Source organism: Dermacoccus sp. SAI-028 (assembly GCF_004346775.1).
Classification (GTDB): domain Bacteria; phylum Actinomycetota; class Actinomycetes; order Actinomycetales; family Dermatophilaceae; genus Dermacoccus; species Dermacoccus nishinomiyaensis.
This window is the reverse complement of the sequence record NZ_SMFS01000001.1, coordinates 1211429-1227109: the sequence shown is the minus strand read 5'-3', so window position 1 is coordinate 1227109 and position 15681 is coordinate 1211429. Positions and strand designations below refer to the sequence as shown.

At 69.5% G+C, this 15681-nt stretch carries 13 protein-coding genes and 1 pseudogene; 5 read left to right on the top strand and 9 right to left on the bottom strand.

Features of this window, described 5'->3' with window-relative positions; genetic code table 11:
• Position 1: 1 nt before the first annotated feature.
• The 8 genes from ftsW to mraZ form a co-directional block, all read right to left on the bottom strand.
• The gene (gene ftsW / locus EDC82_RS05645; protein WP_006946534.1) at positions 2–1255 is read right to left on the bottom strand and encodes a putative lipid II flippase FtsW; all 1254 of its coding nucleotides are present in this window, start codon (positions 1253–1255) and stop codon (positions 2–4) included.
• Positions 1252–2772: a UDP-N-acetylmuramoyl-L-alanine--D-glutamate ligase gene (murD, locus tag EDC82_RS05640; RefSeq protein ID WP_170957185.1), complete on the bottom strand. Its 1521-nt coding sequence runs from the start codon at positions 2770–2772 to the stop codon at positions 1252–1254. The genes ftsW and murD overlap by 4 nt, the downstream gene beginning before the upstream one ends.
• A complete protein-coding gene (gene mraY, locus EDC82_RS05635; RefSeq protein ID WP_006946613.1) occupies positions 2754–3845 on the bottom strand; it encodes a phospho-N-acetylmuramoyl-pentapeptide-transferase in 1092 nt (363 codons plus the stop codon). Before mraY ends, murD begins: the two co-directional genes overlap by 19 nt.
• Complete coding sequence (murF, locus tag EDC82_RS05630) at positions 3842–5254, bottom strand: UDP-N-acetylmuramoyl-tripeptide--D-alanyl-D-alanine ligase (RefSeq protein WP_062258725.1); 1413 nt, start codon at positions 5252–5254, stop codon at positions 3842–3844. The genes mraY and murF overlap by 4 nt, the downstream gene beginning before the upstream one ends.
• On the bottom strand, positions 5251–6990 hold the full coding sequence (locus EDC82_RS05625; protein ID WP_235006129.1) for a penicillin-binding protein 2: 1740 nt from the start codon (positions 6988–6990) through the stop codon (positions 5251–5253). Before EDC82_RS05625 ends, murF begins: the two co-directional genes overlap by 4 nt.
• A gap of 326 nt (positions 6991–7316) precedes the next feature.
• Positions 7317–7949 (bottom strand): hypothetical protein, encoded by a 633-nt coding sequence (locus tag EDC82_RS05620; protein ID WP_131940831.1) that lies wholly within the window; start codon positions 7947–7949, stop codon positions 7317–7319.
• Positions 7946–8917: a 16S rRNA (cytosine(1402)-N(4))-methyltransferase RsmH gene (gene rsmH, locus EDC82_RS05615; protein ID WP_131940829.1), complete on the bottom strand. Its 972-nt coding sequence runs from the start codon at positions 8915–8917 to the stop codon at positions 7946–7948. Before rsmH ends, EDC82_RS05620 begins: the two co-directional genes overlap by 4 nt.
• A 138-nt stretch (positions 8918–9055) precedes the next feature.
• A complete protein-coding gene (gene mraZ, locus EDC82_RS05610) occupies positions 9056–9487 on the bottom strand; it encodes a division/cell wall cluster transcriptional repressor MraZ (RefSeq protein WP_006946550.1) in 432 nt (143 codons plus the stop codon).
• A gap of 395 nt (positions 9488–9882) precedes the next feature.
• Here mraZ and EDC82_RS05605 point away from each other — a divergent pair, with 395 nt between their 5' ends.
• The 5 genes from EDC82_RS05605 to EDC82_RS05585 all read left to right on the top strand — a co-directional run bounded on the left by EDC82_RS05605 (position 9883) and on the right by EDC82_RS05585 (position 15387).
• The gene (locus EDC82_RS05605) at positions 9883–10854 is read left to right on the top strand and encodes a MoxR family ATPase (RefSeq protein ID WP_074045462.1); all 972 of its coding nucleotides are present in this window, start codon (positions 9883–9885) and stop codon (positions 10852–10854) included.
• Positions 10851–11951 carry a DUF58 domain-containing protein gene (locus EDC82_RS05600; RefSeq protein ID WP_131940827.1) on the top strand — a complete coding sequence of 367 codons (1101 nt, stop codon included), beginning with the start codon at positions 10851–10853 and terminating at the stop codon, positions 11949–11951. Before EDC82_RS05605 ends, EDC82_RS05600 begins: the two co-directional genes overlap by 4 nt.
• Positions 11948–14143 carry a DUF3488 and transglutaminase-like domain-containing protein gene (locus tag EDC82_RS05595; protein WP_131940824.1) on the top strand — a complete coding sequence of 732 codons (2196 nt, stop codon included), beginning with the start codon at positions 11948–11950 and terminating at the stop codon, positions 14141–14143. Before EDC82_RS05600 ends, EDC82_RS05595 begins: the two co-directional genes overlap by 4 nt.
• Positions 14144–14835: 692 nt before the next feature.
• Positions 14836–15111 (top strand): hypothetical protein, encoded by a 276-nt coding sequence (locus tag EDC82_RS05590; RefSeq protein WP_062256358.1) that lies wholly within the window; start codon positions 14836–14838, stop codon positions 15109–15111.
• Positions 15112–15168: 57 nt separating this feature from the next.
• A complete protein-coding gene (locus tag EDC82_RS05585; RefSeq protein WP_062256361.1) occupies positions 15169–15387 on the top strand; it encodes a hypothetical protein in 219 nt (72 codons plus the stop codon).
• On the opposite strand, the pseudogene EDC82_RS05580 reads toward EDC82_RS05585, so the two are convergent.
• Positions 15377–15676, bottom strand: a pseudogene (locus EDC82_RS05580) (integrase core domain-containing protein); the annotation flags it as partial. The gene EDC82_RS05585 and the pseudogene EDC82_RS05580 sit on opposite strands and share 11 nt — an antisense overlap.
• Positions 15677–15681: the final 5 nt, after the last annotated feature.

Genomic DNA, 15681 nt, shown 5'->3' with positions numbered 1-15681 from the left:
GTCAGCCTTTCCGTCGAGGGAGCACGGCGAGTGTGCGCGCCACGCGGCGCGGTTTGAGGGTGAGAGCTTCGGCGGCACCTGGTTCCTGCCTGGCGAAGGCCAACAGGATGCCGATGCCGAACAGTGTCATGACGAGCGCCGACCCGCCATAGGAGACCAGCGGGAGCGGCACACCGACGATCGGGAAGATGCCCAGGACCGAGCCGATGTTGACCACTGCCTGGAAACAGATCCACACCATGATGCCGGCACTCGCGACGCGGACGAACATGTCACGCGTCTGCGCGATGAGCCGGTAGCACGCGTAGGCGAGCACGACGTACAACGCGAGCACCGTGAGGGCACCCGGCAGACCGAGCTCTTCGCCGATGATGGCAAAGATGAAGTCGTTGTGAGCCTCCGGCAACCACTGCCACTTCTCACGCGAGGCGCCCGGCCCGAGGCCCCACACTCCGCCCCCGGCGAGAGCGTACATGCCGTGCACCTTCTGGTAGCACCCGTCGAGATCGACGTTGTCGCACCCACCGAGCCAGGCCTGGATGCGCGAGGTCCGGTTACCACTCGTCCAGATCGCGATGGGCAACGTGACGAGGGCGAGGGCCGCCAGCCAACCGAACAACGCCTTGCGCGCGCCGGCACACCACAACATGCCGAGGTAGATGACCGAGACGACCATCGTCGTCCCGAGATCCTTGCCGAGCATGATCAGCCCGATGAGCAGGACGACATAGGGCACGGTAGGCAGGATCGAGCGACGGGGGTCGTGCAGGTGGGCCTGTCGGTTGGACAGGACGAGCGCCACCATGAGGATCAGCGCCACCTTGCCGATCTCGGACGGCTGGATCTGCAGCCCGCCCACTCGGATCCAGTTGCGGTTGCCGAGTACCTCCACACCGATCCCGGGCACCATGACGAGCACCTGCAGGAAGAGTGCGGCGAGCATGAGAGGAAAGGCCATCACCTTGAACACCCGGATCGGCAGACGACTCGTCACGGTAGCCACGATGACACCGACCACGGCGAATACCGCCTGCTTCGTGAAGTCCGAATACGGCGACTGCGTATCCATGTACGACGTCACGCTCGAGGCGGACAACACCATGACGAGTCCGAGTCCGACGAGCATGCCCGCCGAGCCGAGGATCAGGTAATACGTGGCCAGCGGCGACTCGAGCCACTTCAGGCGTCCTCTGAGCTGACGCGAGGCCCCCTGCACCGCAGGCGAATCCCGCCATGACAGGCGCGTCGCCGTCATGCCCCGGATCCGCTGAGTGCCGCGACCGCGTCGGCGAACGCGTCACCGCGCGCGCCGTAGGAGGCGTACATGTCGAGACTCGCCGCTGCCGGTGCGAGCAGCACGGTGTCGCCGCGCTGGGCGGCTGCATTCGCCGCCGCGACGGCCTCACGCATCGCCTCGTCGGCATCGCTCGTCTCGATGACGGTGACGGGCACCTGCGGCGCGTGGGCCGCGAGAGCGTCGGCGATGATGCCCCGGTCACGACCGAGCAGCACCACGGCGCGCAGCCGCGAGGCGTTCGCGCGCACGAGATCATCGACCTCGGCGCCCTTGAGCAATCCGCCGGCGATCCAGACGACGGGGTCGAACGCCTGCAGCGACGCCTGGGCCGCGGGCGGGTTCGTCGCCTTCGAGTCGTCGACCCAGCGCACGCCGCCGACCTCGGCGACGCTCGCCATCCGGTGCGGCTGGGGCGTGTAGTCGACCAGGCCCTGACGGACCGCGGCGAGCGTCACGCCGTAGCTGCGGGCGAGCGCGGCCGCGGCGAGCGCGTCGGCGACGTAGTGCGGTGCGGAAGCGTTCGGGCCGAGGTCACTCAGGATGGCGAGTTCGGCTGCGCTGGTGCGTCGTTCGGCGATGAAGGCACGGTCGGCGAGGACGTCGTCGACGATGCCGACCATCGACGGCCCCGGCGTGCCGAGCGTGAACCCGATCGCGCGACAGCCGTCGACGACCTCGGCGTCCTCGACCATCGCCTCGGTCGCGGGATCGTCGACGTTGTAGACGCACGCGACCTGGGTGCGCTCGTACACCCGCCCCTTCTGACGCTTGTACTCCTCGTAGGAGCCATGCCAGTCGATGTGGTCGGGGGCGACGTTGAGGCAGCAGGACGCGTACGGCGACACCGTGCGCGACCAGTGCAGCTGGAACGACGACAGCTCGACCGCGATGACGTCGTACGGCTGCGGGTGCAGTACTGCCTCGAGCAGCGGCATGCCAACATTGCCGGCGGCCACCGCGCGCAGCCCCTGCGCCTTGAGCATCGACTCGAGCATCGTGACGGCCGTCGTCTTGCCGTTGGTCCCGGTGATCGTCAGCCACGGCGCACCGCCCTCGCGCGGGCGCATGCGCCACGCGAGCTCGACCTCACCCCAGACGGGGATGCCGCGCGACATGGCGTCCTGCATGATCGGCGCGCTCGGCGCCACGCCCGGCGAGGTGACGATGAGATGCGTACCCTCCGGCGCCGCGTCCATGTGCTCGGCGCCGAACGCGACGTCGGCGCCGAGGACGTCGAGGATCTGCGCGCGTTCGGCCATGACGTCGCTGTGGTCGCGCGAGACGACGCGCACGCGGGCGCCGCGCTCGAGGAGCGCGTCGGCGGCCGCGAACCCGGACACGCCGAGCCCGATGACGAGCACCGACAACCCGGACCAGTCGGCGTCGCGGTGCGTGAGGTCACGCTCCCCCGCGAACGGTTCGTACGAAGGGTCGAGGGCCCACAGGTCGTGCTGGCTCACTGGCTGACGTTCCATTCCGCGTAGAAGATGCCCAGACCGAACGCGACGCACAGCCCCGCGATGATCCAGAACCTGATGACGACGGTGATCTCGTTCCAACCCACCATCTCGAAGTGGTGGTGCAGCGGCGCCATCCGGAAGATGCGCTTGCGTCGGGCCTTGAACGAGCCGACCTGGAGGATGACCGAGAGCGTCTCGATGACGAACAGCCCGGCGAGGATGACGACGAGGAACTCGGTGCGCGTCGTGATGGCGAGGCCCGCGAGCGCGCCGCCGAGGGCGAGCGAACCGGTGTCACCCATGAAGATCTTGGCCGGCGTCGCGTTCCACCACAGGAAGCCGAAGCAGGCACCCATGAGCGCCGCGGCGACGACGGCGAGGTCGTGAGGGTCGCGTACGTCATAGCACTTGGCGGCGTGCGTCATCATCTCCGAGTACTGGCAGTTCTGGTTGAACTGCCAGATCGAGATGAGCACGTACGCGCCGAACACCATGACGCACGCGCCGGTGGCGAGCCCGTCGAGACCGTCGGTGAGGTTGACGCCGTTCGAGGTACCCGCGATGAGCAGGTTCGCCCAGATGACGAACAGCAGCAGGCTGACGACGGTGCCGCCGACCGCGAGCGACAGGCTCGAGTCGCGCACGAACGAGATGGCGTAGCTCGCGGGTGTGAGGCCGTTGGAGTTCTCGAACTGCAGTGCGAGCACTGCGAAGATGACGGCGACGAGCGTCTGCCCCCCGAGCTTCTGCAGTGACGTCAGCCCGAGCGATCGCTGCTTCGTGATCTTGATGGCGTCGTCGGCGAACCCGACGAGCCCCAGCCCCGCCATGAGGAACATGACGAGTAGGCCGCTCGCGCTCATCGGCGTCATCGTGAACAGGTGGGCGCAGCCGTACGCGAGCAGGCTCGCCGCGATGATGACGGCGCCACCCATCGTCGGCGTGCCGCGCTTGGTGTGGTGCGTCGTGGGGCCGTCGTCGCGGATGAACTGCCCGTATCCCTTGCGCACCAGGAACTTGATGAACATGGGGGTGCCGAACAGAGCGGCGATCAGCGACACGATGGCCGCGATGAGCACGCCCTTCATGAGGTCACCTCCGTGACAGGAAATGCGGGTGTACCGGATTCTTCGACCAACCTATCCCCCAGCATGCGAAGACCCGAGTCACGACTCGACTTGAACAGCACGACATCCCCCGGTGCGATCTGCTCGACGAGCACGTCGTGTGCCGCGTCGATGTCGTCGACGGTGGTGACGGCGTCCGCCGTCATGCCCGCCGTGCGCGCCCCCTGCGCGATGGCCTGCGCGCCCGCGCCGACGACGACGAGGCGGTCGATGCCCAGTTCGGCGGCGAGCTGCCCGACGGCGGTGTGCTCGTCATGCGAGGCCTCGCCCAGTTCGCGCATCTCACCGAGCGCGGCGATGCTGCGGCGTGAGGTACCCATGTGGGCGAGGGCTCGCAGCGCGGCACGCATCGAGTCGGGGTTGGCGTTGTACGCGTCGTTGACGAGCGTCACGCCGCCGCCGACCTCGCTGACCTCCATGCGCCAGCGCGACGCGGCCCCGGCTCCGGCGACGGCCTCGACGACGTCGCCGAGCGCGAGTCCGAGGCTGGTCGCGGCGGCGATGACGCTGAGCGAGTTGCCGACCTGGTGCTCGCCGACGAGGGCGAGACGCACGTCTGCCTCCCCGAGGGGGCAGGTGAGGTGATAGCTCGGGCGACCGGCCTCGTCGATGCTCACGTCGGTGGCACGGTAGTCGGCGTCCTCGCCGAGCCCCACGAGGATGACCTTTGCCTGCGTGCGGCTCGCCATCGCGCGCACCCGCGAGTCGTCGACGTTGAGGATCGCGACGCCGTCCTGCGGCAGCGCCTCCACGAGCTCACCCTTCGTCCGGGCGATTGCCTCGACGGAGCCGAACTCGCCCATGTGCGCCTGTCCGACGTTGAGTACGATGCCGATGCTCGGCGGCGCGATCTTCGTCAGGTACGCGATGTGCCCCACCCCCGAGGCGCCCATCTCGGCGACGAGGTAGCGCGTCGCCTCGTCGATGCGGCAGACCGTCAGCGGGACCCCGACCTCGCTGTTGAGCGAGCCGTAGGGGGCGATCGTCGGCGCGAACCGCGCGAGCACCGCACCGAGCAGATCCTTCGTCGACGTCTTGCCCGACGAGCCGGTGATGCCCACGATCTGCAGGTTGGGTGCACGGTCGACGACGGCGCGCGCCACCTCGGCGAAGGCCAGTTCGACGTCGTCGACGACGACGCACGAAGCACCGTCGACCGCTCGCTCGCCGAGAACTCCGGCAGCGCCGACCGCCAGCGCGGCCGGGACGAAGTCGTGCCCGTCCGCGTGCTCACCGACGCGCGCGACGTAGAGCGAGCCGGCGGCGCACTCGCGCGAGTCGGTGACGACGGGACCGGTGATGCGAGCGTCGGGGCCGACCAGGCGTCCCCCGGTGACGGTCGCGATCTCCTCGAGTGATAGTTCGATCACTGGGACGACGACTCCTTCGAACGGTATTCGATCGGATAGGGCAACTTGTCGCTCTTGTTCGGGGGAATCTTACGGTTATGCAGGGCGTACCCCATGACCTTGGAGAACACGGGCGCGGCGAGGTCGCCACCGAAGGTGCCCGCCTGCGGCTTCTGCAGCGTCACCGACACGATGAGCTGCGGATCCTTCGCGGGCGCCATGCCGATGAAACCCGCCGTCACGCCGTCGTACGTCTTCTTCTGCGCGTCGTAGCGCTGGGCCGTCGAGGTCTTGCCGGCGACGTCGTACCCGTCGACGGCCGCGAGCGGCGCCGAGCCCTCCTTCGACACGACGCCCTGCATCATGCCGATGAGCTCGCGCGAGGTCTTCTCACTGAACACGCGCGTCGGCGTGCGATCGTCCTGCGGCGCCTTCATCGTCCCGTCGGCGTCCTGCACCTTCGACACGAGGCTGAGCGGCGAGCGCACCCCACCGTTGGCGATGGTCTGGAACAGCGCCGTCTGCTGCACCGCAGAACTCGCGAGGCCCTGACCGAACATCACGGTGTACCACGTGTCCCCCACCCAGTTCTTGACGGGCGGGACGATGCCCGCGGACTCGCCGGGAAAGCCGATTCCGGTCGTCTTGCCGAGCCCGAACTTCATCATGTACGAGTACAACGTCTCCTTGGGCATCTTCTCGCCCGCGAGGATCGTGCCCATGTTCGACGATTGTGCGATGACACCGGCGAGGGTCAGGTACTCGACGCCGTGGAGGTGCGAATCCTGGAACGGGCGCCCGGCGCGCTCCAACTTGGCGGGCACCTCGACGTGCATCGTGGGCCTCGCGAGGCCCTCCTCGAGGAGCGCGCCCGCCGTCACCATCTTCTGTGTCGAACCGGGTTCGAAGGTGTCGGTGAACGCACGGTTCTGCAAGGCGTCGGACGCGGCCGAACTCATGTCGTTGTTGTCGAAGCTCGGGTAGCTCGCGGTCGCGAGAAGGTGCCCCGCCTTGTCGGCGACGACGATCTCGCCCGACTGCGACTTCGTCTTCTTGACGGCCGCGACGAGTTCGTTCTGCGCGTACCACTGGATGTCGTTGTCGACGGTGAGCTGCACGGCCCGGCCGCTGACGGGCTGCTGGTCGAGGTTGTCCCCCGTCGCGATCGGCTCGCCGTTGCGAGCGCGCTCGATCTGGTGGATGCCGTCCTTGCCGCGCAGCTGCGCGTCGAGCATCTGCTCCACCCCGCCGCCAGGCACGCCGGCCGAGTTCACCCAGCCGACGAGCGGGGCGACGGAGGTGCGCTGCGGGTATTCACGCTTCTGACGCAGTTCCGAGGAGATGCCGGGCAGCTCCAGCGCCTTGAGCTGGCTCCACTGCGCCGGCGTGATGTCCTTCGCGAGGTACACGAAGCGGCTCTTTCGCTTGCTCGCCTCGTCGAGCTTGCTCGCGTAGTCGCTCGCGTCGCCGCCGAGCACCTGGGCGAGTTGTGCGCCCACGCCGTCGATGCCCTTGGGCGACCTCTTCGAGTTCTTGCGGTACTGCGAGGCCGCAACAGGGTCTCCCGCGATGTCGCGGCGTTCGACGCTGCGGGCGAGGACCGCACCGTTCTCGTCGGTGATGGTGCCGCGCGCGGCCGGCACGTTGGTGCGCGTGAGCCGCTGCGTCAGCGCCTGCTGGGACAGCTCGTCCGCGTTCCACCACTGCACGCTGAACAGTTCGTAGGCGAAGATCGCGAACACGAGCGTGAATGCCATGAGCATGAGTCGCGAACGTCGGCGCGGGTGCCCGACGGCCGCGAGACGTGCCCGGGCGGGTTCGTTCCAGCGCACCGGGCGGCCCTGGCCGTCGCTGTTCTGACGAACGCCTCGCGCACCACCACCCGCAGCCGGCCGTTCGCGAGGCCGATCCTGACCCTGGGGTCGTCCCTGTCGCCGGTTCTGCGCCGGAACCCGACCGCGAGATCCAGGACGCTGGGAGCCGTCGGGACGGGGGCGGCGAGGCTGGCCGGGCTGAGAGCGCCGGGGTCGATCCACGTCAGCTCTCCTCGTCCCGCTCGTCCACGTCGTGCTCGCTCTACGTCTTACTTGCTCGTCTTCTTCGCCGCCTCGGCCTTCTTGGCCGCCTCGGCCTTGGCCGCAGCAGCGTCGGCCGCTGCCTTCTCCTTGGCTCGAGCCTGCGCCTGCGCCACCGGGTCGGTGATGTGCAGACCGACGGTGCCGCTGGCGATCACCTCGCCGGCCGCCTTGCTGGCGGGGGTGCTCGGGAGCGTGTTCACACTAAGCGCCGTGCCCGCCTGGCTCGGGTGTGCCACGCCGAGCTTCTTGCCCGTGTCCCGACTCACATAGGTGATCGACGCCGGCTTGACCATGCCGTAGCTCTCGGCCTTCAGCGTGAGCTCCTCGGGCGCGGACACGGCCGAGATCTCGCTGTCGAGCGCCTGCTCTCGCTCGTTGAGCGTGGAGACGTCACTGCGCAGCGTCGAGAGGGTGAACGACTGCTCGGCGCGCATCGTGTTGAGGAACAACAGCGCAAGCGCCGAGGCCATCGCGACGAGGACGGCGAGCGCCATGAAGCGAGTGTGCCCGGCGCGCTCGGCGGTGGCGACCTGAGTCGCTGGCCGAGCCGGACGCGCACCGGAACGGGCCGAGGTGACGCGGGGGCGACTCGTCGTCACTCGACGAGGGGCGCGGGTGGGGGCGGCCAGCTGGGTCATGACTGGCTTCCTTTCGCTCGGGTGCGTTCGATGACTCGTAATCTGACGGAGGCACTGCGGGGGTTGCGCTCGAGTTCGTCCTCGCTCGGGACGGCGGCGCCCCGGGTGACGAGCGCGAACTCGGGACGGTGCTGGGGTAGTTCCACCGGTAGACCGGGCGGCGCGGTCGAGGCGGACGCGGTTGCGAAAGCGCGCTTCGTGATGCGGTCCTCCAGCGAGTGGAACGACAGCACGGCGAGGCGTCCGCCGACGGCCAGCGAGTCGAGCGCCGACGTCACAGCCTGCTCCCAGCCGCGCAGTTCGTCGTTGACCTCGATGCGCAGGGCCTGGAAGGTGCGCTTGGCCGGGTGGCCGCTCTGACGCTGCGAAGCGAGCGGGATGACCGAGCGCAACATCTCGACGAGCCGACCCGACGTCGTCCACGGCTGCTTCTCTCGCTCCTTGACGACGGCGTGCGCGATCTTGCGGGCGAAGCGCTCCTCGCCGTACGTCTTGAGGATGCGCTCCAACTCGTCCTGGCTGGCGGTGTTGAGGACGTCGGCGGCCGTGGGCCCGTCGCTCGTCTGGTCCATCCGCATGTCGAGTGGCGCGTCGGCGCGGTAACTGAAGCCGCGGTCGAGCTCATCGAGCTGCAGGCTGGAGACGCCGAGGTCGAACAGCATCGCGTCCGCGGGGCGGGGCAGGACGTCGGCGACCTCGGTGTTGACGGCGTGCACGCCTTCGAAGCGGTCACCGAAGCGGGCGAGGCGTTCACCGGCCAGACGCACGGCCTCGGTGTCACGGTCGATCCCGATGGCGCGGGCCTTGCCGAAGCGCTCGAGCACGGCCTCGGTGTGGCCACCCATGCCGAGGGTGGCGTCGACGTAGAGAGCGCCGGAGCGCGCGAGCGAGGGGGCGAGAGCGTCGAGGATCTCGGTGAGCATGACGGGCACGTGACGATCGGCTGCGAGGCCGCGTGACATCTCCATCGGTGCTCCGTCGCTCGAATCGGGGTGGGCGGCATTCGGCCGGCGGCGCTGCTGTCGCCAGGGCCCCCGCCGCTGGGCTTCCGGCACCGGGGAAGGTGTGTCGGACTCTCAGCGGCCGGAGACCTCGCGACAGCAGGGCTACAGCAAACCGGGAACGACTTCTTCGGCCTGCTCGGAGAACGGCTGTTCCGCGCCGGCGAGGTAGTCGTTCCACGCCTGCGTGTCCCAGATCTCGACGCGGTTACCCGCACCGATCACCGTGCATTCCTTCGAAAGACCCGCGTACTCGCGCAGCAGCGGCGGGATCGTCACACGGCCCTGCTTGTCGGGGATCTCGTCGGAGGCCCCCGAGAGCAGGACGCGCTGATAATCACGCACCGCACGCGAGGTGACGGGTGTCGTGTTCATCGCGGCAGCGATGCGCTCGAACTCGTTCATCGGAAAGACGTACAGGCAGCGTTCCTGCCCACGCGTCATGACGAGGCCCGCAGCGAACTTCTCGCGAAACTTCGCGGGAAGGATCATGCGGCCCTTGTCGTCGAGACGCGGCGTGTGGGTACCCAGAAACACGGCTGGGCACCTCCCGTCACCAATCTCGCTCCGATGACCCCCACTCTACTCCACTTCACCCCACCATGTCGCCCCACCATGTCTGATCTCGTGATCTGGGCAGAGCGATTTCCGCGTCATTGCAGGGCTGACGGCGGGTGGGGCGCGGTGGAGGGAAAAAACCGCCGTTCCCCGAGCGTGGGGGCGCGGGTCCGGCTCGGTCGACGGCTTCACGGCCACGGCACCTCGTCGAGAGCGCAGGTGGAGCGATGTGGAGGAACCCGGTGGAGCGCAGTGGAGGGCGTGCGTGGAGCGCGGTGGAGGGCGATGCGCTCGTCGGCCAGGCGGGTGACGACGCATCCAAGCCCGCGGGGCGAACTGTGGCCGGGGAGGGAAGTTTGGCAAGATCGTGAGTCATGGAACGCCGCAGCCCCGAGCCTTACCCCGCGACCACCGACGTCCTCGGCCTCGCCGACGCCGTGCGCCGCAACGTCGCCCTCGTCGTCGAGGGCAAGGACGACGTCGTGCTCACGGCCGTCACCGTGCTGTTCGCGGGCGGTCACCTGCTCGTCGAGGACGTGCCGGGCGTCGGCAAGACCGTGCTCGCCAAGGCCCTGGCCCGTTCGGTCGACGCGACGATGCGACGCATCCAATTCACGCCCGACCTGCTCCCGAGCGACATCACCGGTGTCAACGTCTACGACCAGGGCAAGGGTGACTTCACGTTCCGTCCGGGCGCGGTGTTCGCGAACATCGTCATCGGTGACGAGATCAACCGCGCCTCTCCGAAGACGCAGTCGGCGCTGCTCGAAGCGATGGAGGAGCACCAGGTGAGCATGGACGGGCGCACCATGCCGCTGCCGCGCCCCTTCATGGTCGTCGCGACACAGAACCCCGTCGAGATGGACGGCACCTTCCCCCTGCCCGAGGCGCAGCGCGACCGTTTCATGGCGCAGATCAGCATGGGTTACCCCTCTGCGCGCGCCGAGCTCGACATGCTTCTGCACCACGGTGAGAAGGACCCGCTCGACACGCTGCGTCCCGTCGCCAGCGCCGACGACGTCGAGCACGCGATCGATGCCATCGCGTCGCTGCACACGAGTGACGCGCTGCGTCAGTACGTCGTCGACCTCGTCGCCGCGACGCGCAGCCACCCCAACCTGCGTCTCGGCGCGAGCCCGCGCTCCTCGCTGCAGCTGCTGCGCGCGGCGCGCGCCCACGCCGCCATCGCGGGGCGCGACCACGCGCTGCCGGAGGACGTCGCCGCCATGGCGCCCGCCGTCCTGTCGCACCGTGTCCTCATGAACCGCGCCCAGCGCGACGAGACGCCCGGTGACGTCGTGCGCCACCTCGTCGAGACCGTGGCTGTGCCGTCGGCGTCGCGATGAGCGCGCTGCCGCGCCTCACCCGTCGTGGCCTGCTGCTCGCGGGAGCGGGCGTCTCCCTCGTGCTCATCGGCGCGTTCTCGGGTTTCACCGACCTCGTGCGAGCCGGAATCTTCGCGTTGCTGCTCCTCGTCCTCAGCGTGCTGACGCTGTTCGTCGCGACACGCGCGTCGGCGCAGGTGCGTCACGTCGGCCCGCGGTTGCCGCTCGAACCCGGTGACCGCGAGCGTGTCGCCGTCCACGCCGAGCTGTCGCTGTCGGCGCGCTTCTCGGGTGCCACCCTCCAGGAACCGCACACGTTCGGCGGCCCGACGCCGTCGTGGCCGGTCGAGGGGCGCCACTTCGACGGCGAATACGCGGTGAGCGCACCTCACCGCGGCCGCTTCGTCACCGGTCCGACGCGCCTGGTCGTGCGTGACCCGTTCGGCCTCGCGCACCTGACGCGGGACGTCGCCGCGCGCCGTGAGATCCGCGTGTGGCCCCGCCAAGACGTCGCGCTCACGCCGCAGCGCGAGCGCAGCCTCGTCGGCGACTCGAGCATCGAATCGCACCTCGCCTTCGGCGGCGAGGTCGGGGCGAGCGTGCGCCAGTACGTGCGCGGTGACGACATGCGCCTCGTGCACTGGCCCGCCACCGCTCGCCGCGGTGAACTCATCGTCCGCCAGCTCGACCCACCGACCGACGAGACCGCCCGTGCCCGGCTCGTCGGGCACGTCGAGACCCCGGGTGTCGACGCCGGATGGGAAGGCCTCGTCGAAGCCTGCGCCTCGTGGCTGAGTGCACGCGCCCGCGCGCACCAGCCGTTCGCGCTGCGGGTCGGCGCCGAGACCTACCGCGATCTCCACGACGCGATGGACGCCCTCGCCGTCGCGGGTGATTGCCCCCTCGTCGACGACGCCGCGTCCGCGCACGTCGTCTTCGTCCACGCCGACACCGCGGGCTCACTGGGGCCGGCGCCGTCCGGGGGTGAGGCGTTCGTCGCCGGATCACCCGATGCCGTGACGTCGATGCGCGCCCGCCTCGACGCCGACGGGTGGAGCACACACACGGTTCCCGAGGCGCGCCCCGTCACCACCGCCCCCGCCGAAGGAGCTCGATGACCACCCGCCGCATCCTCGCCGAGGTCGCCCTGGGGCTGCTGTGCCTGAGCGCCTGCTGGCCGCTCGTCGAGTTGTCGAAGGCCGGCAGCGTCGGCGTGCCAATCGTCGTGGCCGCGCTCGTCGTGTGGGCGATCGGCGCCGGGCTGCGACGCGTGGGTGCACGTTCCTGGCTCATCGTGCTCGCGCAGGCGGCGGCCGTCATGGTCTCGCCACTCGCGGCGCTCGCCGCGCACGGGGTCTCCCCGACCCCGTCCGCTCTGCGGGACGCCGGCCACGAGGCGCAGAAGGTCGCGAACTCCTCCGTCGCTCCCCTGCCGGCCGTCGCCGGCGTCATCGCCGCGCTGACGCTCGGCGCCGCGCTCGTCGCCCTCGTCGTCGACTACGTCGGGGGCACCTCGAAGCTGCCGGCCGCCACCGTGCTGCCCGTCGCGGCGCCGTTCGTGCTCGCGACGACCGCGCTCGGTCAGACGTTGCCGCTGCCCTACTTCGCTGCTGCCGCAGCCGCGTGGGCGCTCCTGATGTGGTTGAGCACGAGTCGTTCCCGCACGTTGACGGGTGCGCCCGTCTTCGCCGCCGTGACGGTGCTGGCCGTGGCCGGCGCCGCCGCCCTGTCGGGGCACGTGCCGACCCGCGCGACTCCGGCTCTCGCCGAGGGTGGGGCCCGGGGCGTCGACACGAGCGTGGACTTCTCGACATCGCTCGAACTGACCAAGGATCTGTCCTCGCGCAACGCGGCGCCCGTCCTCACCTACACGACCGAGGACTCACAGCCCGGCCCGCTCCGGGTGACGACGAGCTCGACGTACGCGGACGGCCAGTGGCGCGCCCGCACGAACGAGCCGACGACGAAGGTGAAGGCCAACAGCGAGTTCCCGGCGCTCGGCTACGACCCGGCCGTGCCGACGACGAGCTCGCAGGCCACCGTCACGCTCAACGCGATGAAGCCGCCGTTCATCGCCGCGCCGACGACGCTGCGCGCCGCCGCTTTCGGCCAGGGCCACGACACCTTCGACGTCGGAACGACGACCGGCGTGCCGCACCTCGCCGCTCAAGTGCCCGCGTACGCCGTCATCTTCCGGACGTTCACGGCGGCAGCGCGCCCCGTCGACGACTCGGCCGTCAGCGCCGGAACCGGTGGGGTGACGCAGGACGACCTCGACGTCGCCTCGCTGCCGCCGGCGGCCCGCACGCGGATCGACGCGCTGCTCACCGCCTCCGGCGCCGGGGATGCGACCTCGCGTTTCGACAAGGCCGTCGCCATCCAGAACCACCTGCGCACCGACCCGTCCTACACGTACTCGCTGACGCTCGCCCCGACCCGCACCGTCGACGGCGCGCAGCTCGACCCCCTGTCCAACTTCCTCGAGACGAAGCAGGGTTACTGCACCCAGTACGCCACCGCGATGGTGATGAGCGCGCGCTCGCTCGGCATCCCGGCGCGCGTCGCGATCGGATTCCTTCCCGGCACGAAGCGGGGCAACGAGTACGAGGTCCGCGCCGCGGACGCGCACGCCTGGCCGGAGCTGTACTTCCCCGGCATGGGGTGGACGCGGTTCGAGCCGACGCCCGGTTCGCGCTCGGGCGCGGCCCCGGCCTACGCACGGACGAGCCCGTCGGCGACGAAGTCGTCGTCGAGCGCCCCGACGACGAGCTCGAGCGCGCCCGTGCCGTCCACTCGTTCGGTTGCCCCGTCGACGACGCAGACGTCGAGGTCGACCTCGCACGGCGCGCCGGTGACGCCCCACGACGACGGCGTTCTTGGTCGCGTCCTGCTGACGCTGCTCGGCGCACTGGCCGTCATCGCCCTGCTCGGCGCATTGCCGCTGCTCGGTTGGTGGCGACGCAACCGCCCGGTGCGTCAGGCACGTGAGCCCCGCGAGCGTGACGAGGCGCTGTGGCACCGCATGGTGTGGAACCTGCGCGACCTCGGGTACGTCATCACGACCGAGCGATCCCCACAGGAAGCGGCCGGCCGGTTCGCCGACGACAACCCGCGCGCGTCGACGCACCTCGTCCAAGCCGTCGAACGCGCGGCACACTCGATCGAGAACTCGCGCTACGCTCCGACGCCTGCGCGGGGCATGGCTGCCACGACCGAACGCGTGACGCGCGCAGCACGCTCCGACGCCTCCGTCGGCGCTCGCCTGCGGGCGTGGCTGCTGCCCCGCTCAGCGTTCGGGGCACGGAGCTGACGTCGCCGCGGGGCCCTTCGAGCGTGGGTCCCGCGGTGCGTCAGACGTTCTGGCTCGTCCGGTGTGCCGGATGGTCGGGCGTTCGACCCGTTAAGGTCGCGGATATCTGCGTTTTCCCTACGCCCAGACTTCTTGAACGAGGGCCCTCTAACACGGCATACACGCCACTGGCCCACATCCACTCGAGTGGATGTGGGCCAGTGGCGTCGTGCGCGAGGCTGCGAACGCCTCGCGCCTCGTCCACGACTCTCAGTCGAGGATTCTCAGTCGAGGTAGTTGCGCACTAAGAACGCGTTAGCGCTGTGCGGATTTCAGGTGGTGGCGCGGTGATTGAGCGTCAGGCAAAGCGCTGTGCCGCGTAATACCCCCGACTAAGTGGAGACCCCGCGAGGTTGCAGCCTCCGGGGTCGTGACGAACAGCATGGGAGTGCTGAACGTGAACCCGATTCTAGATGTGTGGTGCGCCCTATGCGACCACCTCGCACCCTTCGCGGCTATGGCCGTGGTGCCGCTGCTGCTGTGGGTGCACCACTTCGAGACGATGCCGCCGGCGGCTATTCACGAATCCGGTAGTACGGAACCCGTAACAGCGGCGTGCTCGTCGGTGACGTAGCCACTGGTGAGGTCATCGACCTTCCCTCTGACAGCGGAAAGGTCGTCGCCACTACCGACGCCCCTGAGGGGTGGGCCGCATGAGCGCCGCGCAGGACGCCGCGCGCCTCGTGAGCCTCGCCGTGGCGCACAACGACGCCACCGAGACGCTGCTCGAGCGCACCATCGCAGGCACCGCGAGCCCGTGGGACGCCCGCGCCGTCACTGCCGCGTTCGATGCGATGGACGCCACCCGCCACGCGCTCAAGATCGCGCACTTCCCCGACGCTCGCGCCGTGTTCGTCGACCTCGGCCGCGTCATCGTCGAACACCGCGACGGACGCTTCGAGCGCGTCGCCACCGACGAAGAAGCCTGAACGCGCAGGTGTAACAAACGTGACACCTGAGCCCACCCCCCACCGAAAGGCACGACCATGACGACCACCACCACGACCACCACGACGTTCGAGGACGTGCGCGCCTGCCGAGTGCCCTGGTGCCAGGAACACACCGCGCCGCTCGAGGCCGCCCACGACCTCGGCGACGGATGGATACGCGACCCCAATGAGCCCGGCCTTGTACGCATGCACGTGCGCCCCGGCCGCTTCTTCGACCTGAAGCGCCCTGGGTTTCGTTCCGCGCTTATGTGGTGACGAGAGCTCTCGTCTGGGACTGATCGTAAGCCGCTTCGACCTCGACCGGCGTTCGGTAGCCCAGTGCCTCGTGTAGGCGCTGATGGTTCCACCAGCTCACCCACTCCAGCGTCGCCAGTTCGACCGCTGATGTCGATGGCCACGTGGGGCGTGAGTAGATCAGCTCGGCCTTGTACAAGCCGTTGACCGTCTCAGCGAGGGCGTTGTCGTACGAGTCGCCCACTGTCCCAACGGAAGGCGCGACGCCGTGCTCGGCCAGCGTGTCGGTGTAGGCCAGGCTGACGTACTGACCGG

Coding starts and splice junctions, on each gene's coding strand:
- ftsW (WP_006946534.1), bottom strand. CDS start 1,255: ATGACGGCGACGCGCCTGTCATGGCGGGATTCGCCTGCGGTGCAGGGG.
- murD (WP_170957185.1), bottom strand. CDS start 2,772: ATGGAACGTCAGCCAGTGAGCCAGCACGACCTGTGGGCCCTCGACCCT.
- mraY (WP_006946613.1), bottom strand. CDS start 3,845: ATGAAGGGCGTGCTCATCGCGGCCATCGTGTCGCTGATCGCCGCTCTG.
- EDC82_RS05625 (WP_235006129.1), bottom strand. CDS start 6,990: ATGGCATTCACGCTCGTGTTCGCGATCTTCGCCTACGAACTGTTCAGC.
- EDC82_RS05620 (WP_131940831.1), bottom strand. CDS start 7,949: ATGACCCAGCTGGCCGCCCCCACCCGCGCCCCTCGTCGAGTGACGACG.
- rsmH (WP_131940829.1), bottom strand. CDS start 8,917: ATGGAGATGTCACGCGGCCTCGCAGCCGATCGTCACGTGCCCGTCATG.
- EDC82_RS05605 (WP_074045462.1), top strand. CDS start 9,883: ATGGAACGCCGCAGCCCCGAGCCTTACCCCGCGACCACCGACGTCCTC.
- EDC82_RS05600 (WP_131940827.1), top strand. CDS start 10,851: ATGAGCGCGCTGCCGCGCCTCACCCGTCGTGGCCTGCTGCTCGCGGGA.
- EDC82_RS05595 (WP_131940824.1), top strand. CDS start 11,948: ATGACCACCCGCCGCATCCTCGCCGAGGTCGCCCTGGGGCTGCTGTGC.
- EDC82_RS05590 (WP_062256358.1), top strand. CDS start 14,836: ATGAGCGCCGCGCAGGACGCCGCGCGCCTCGTGAGCCTCGCCGTGGCG.
- EDC82_RS05585 (WP_062256361.1), top strand. CDS start 15,169: ATGACGACCACCACCACGACCACCACGACGTTCGAGGACGTGCGCGCC.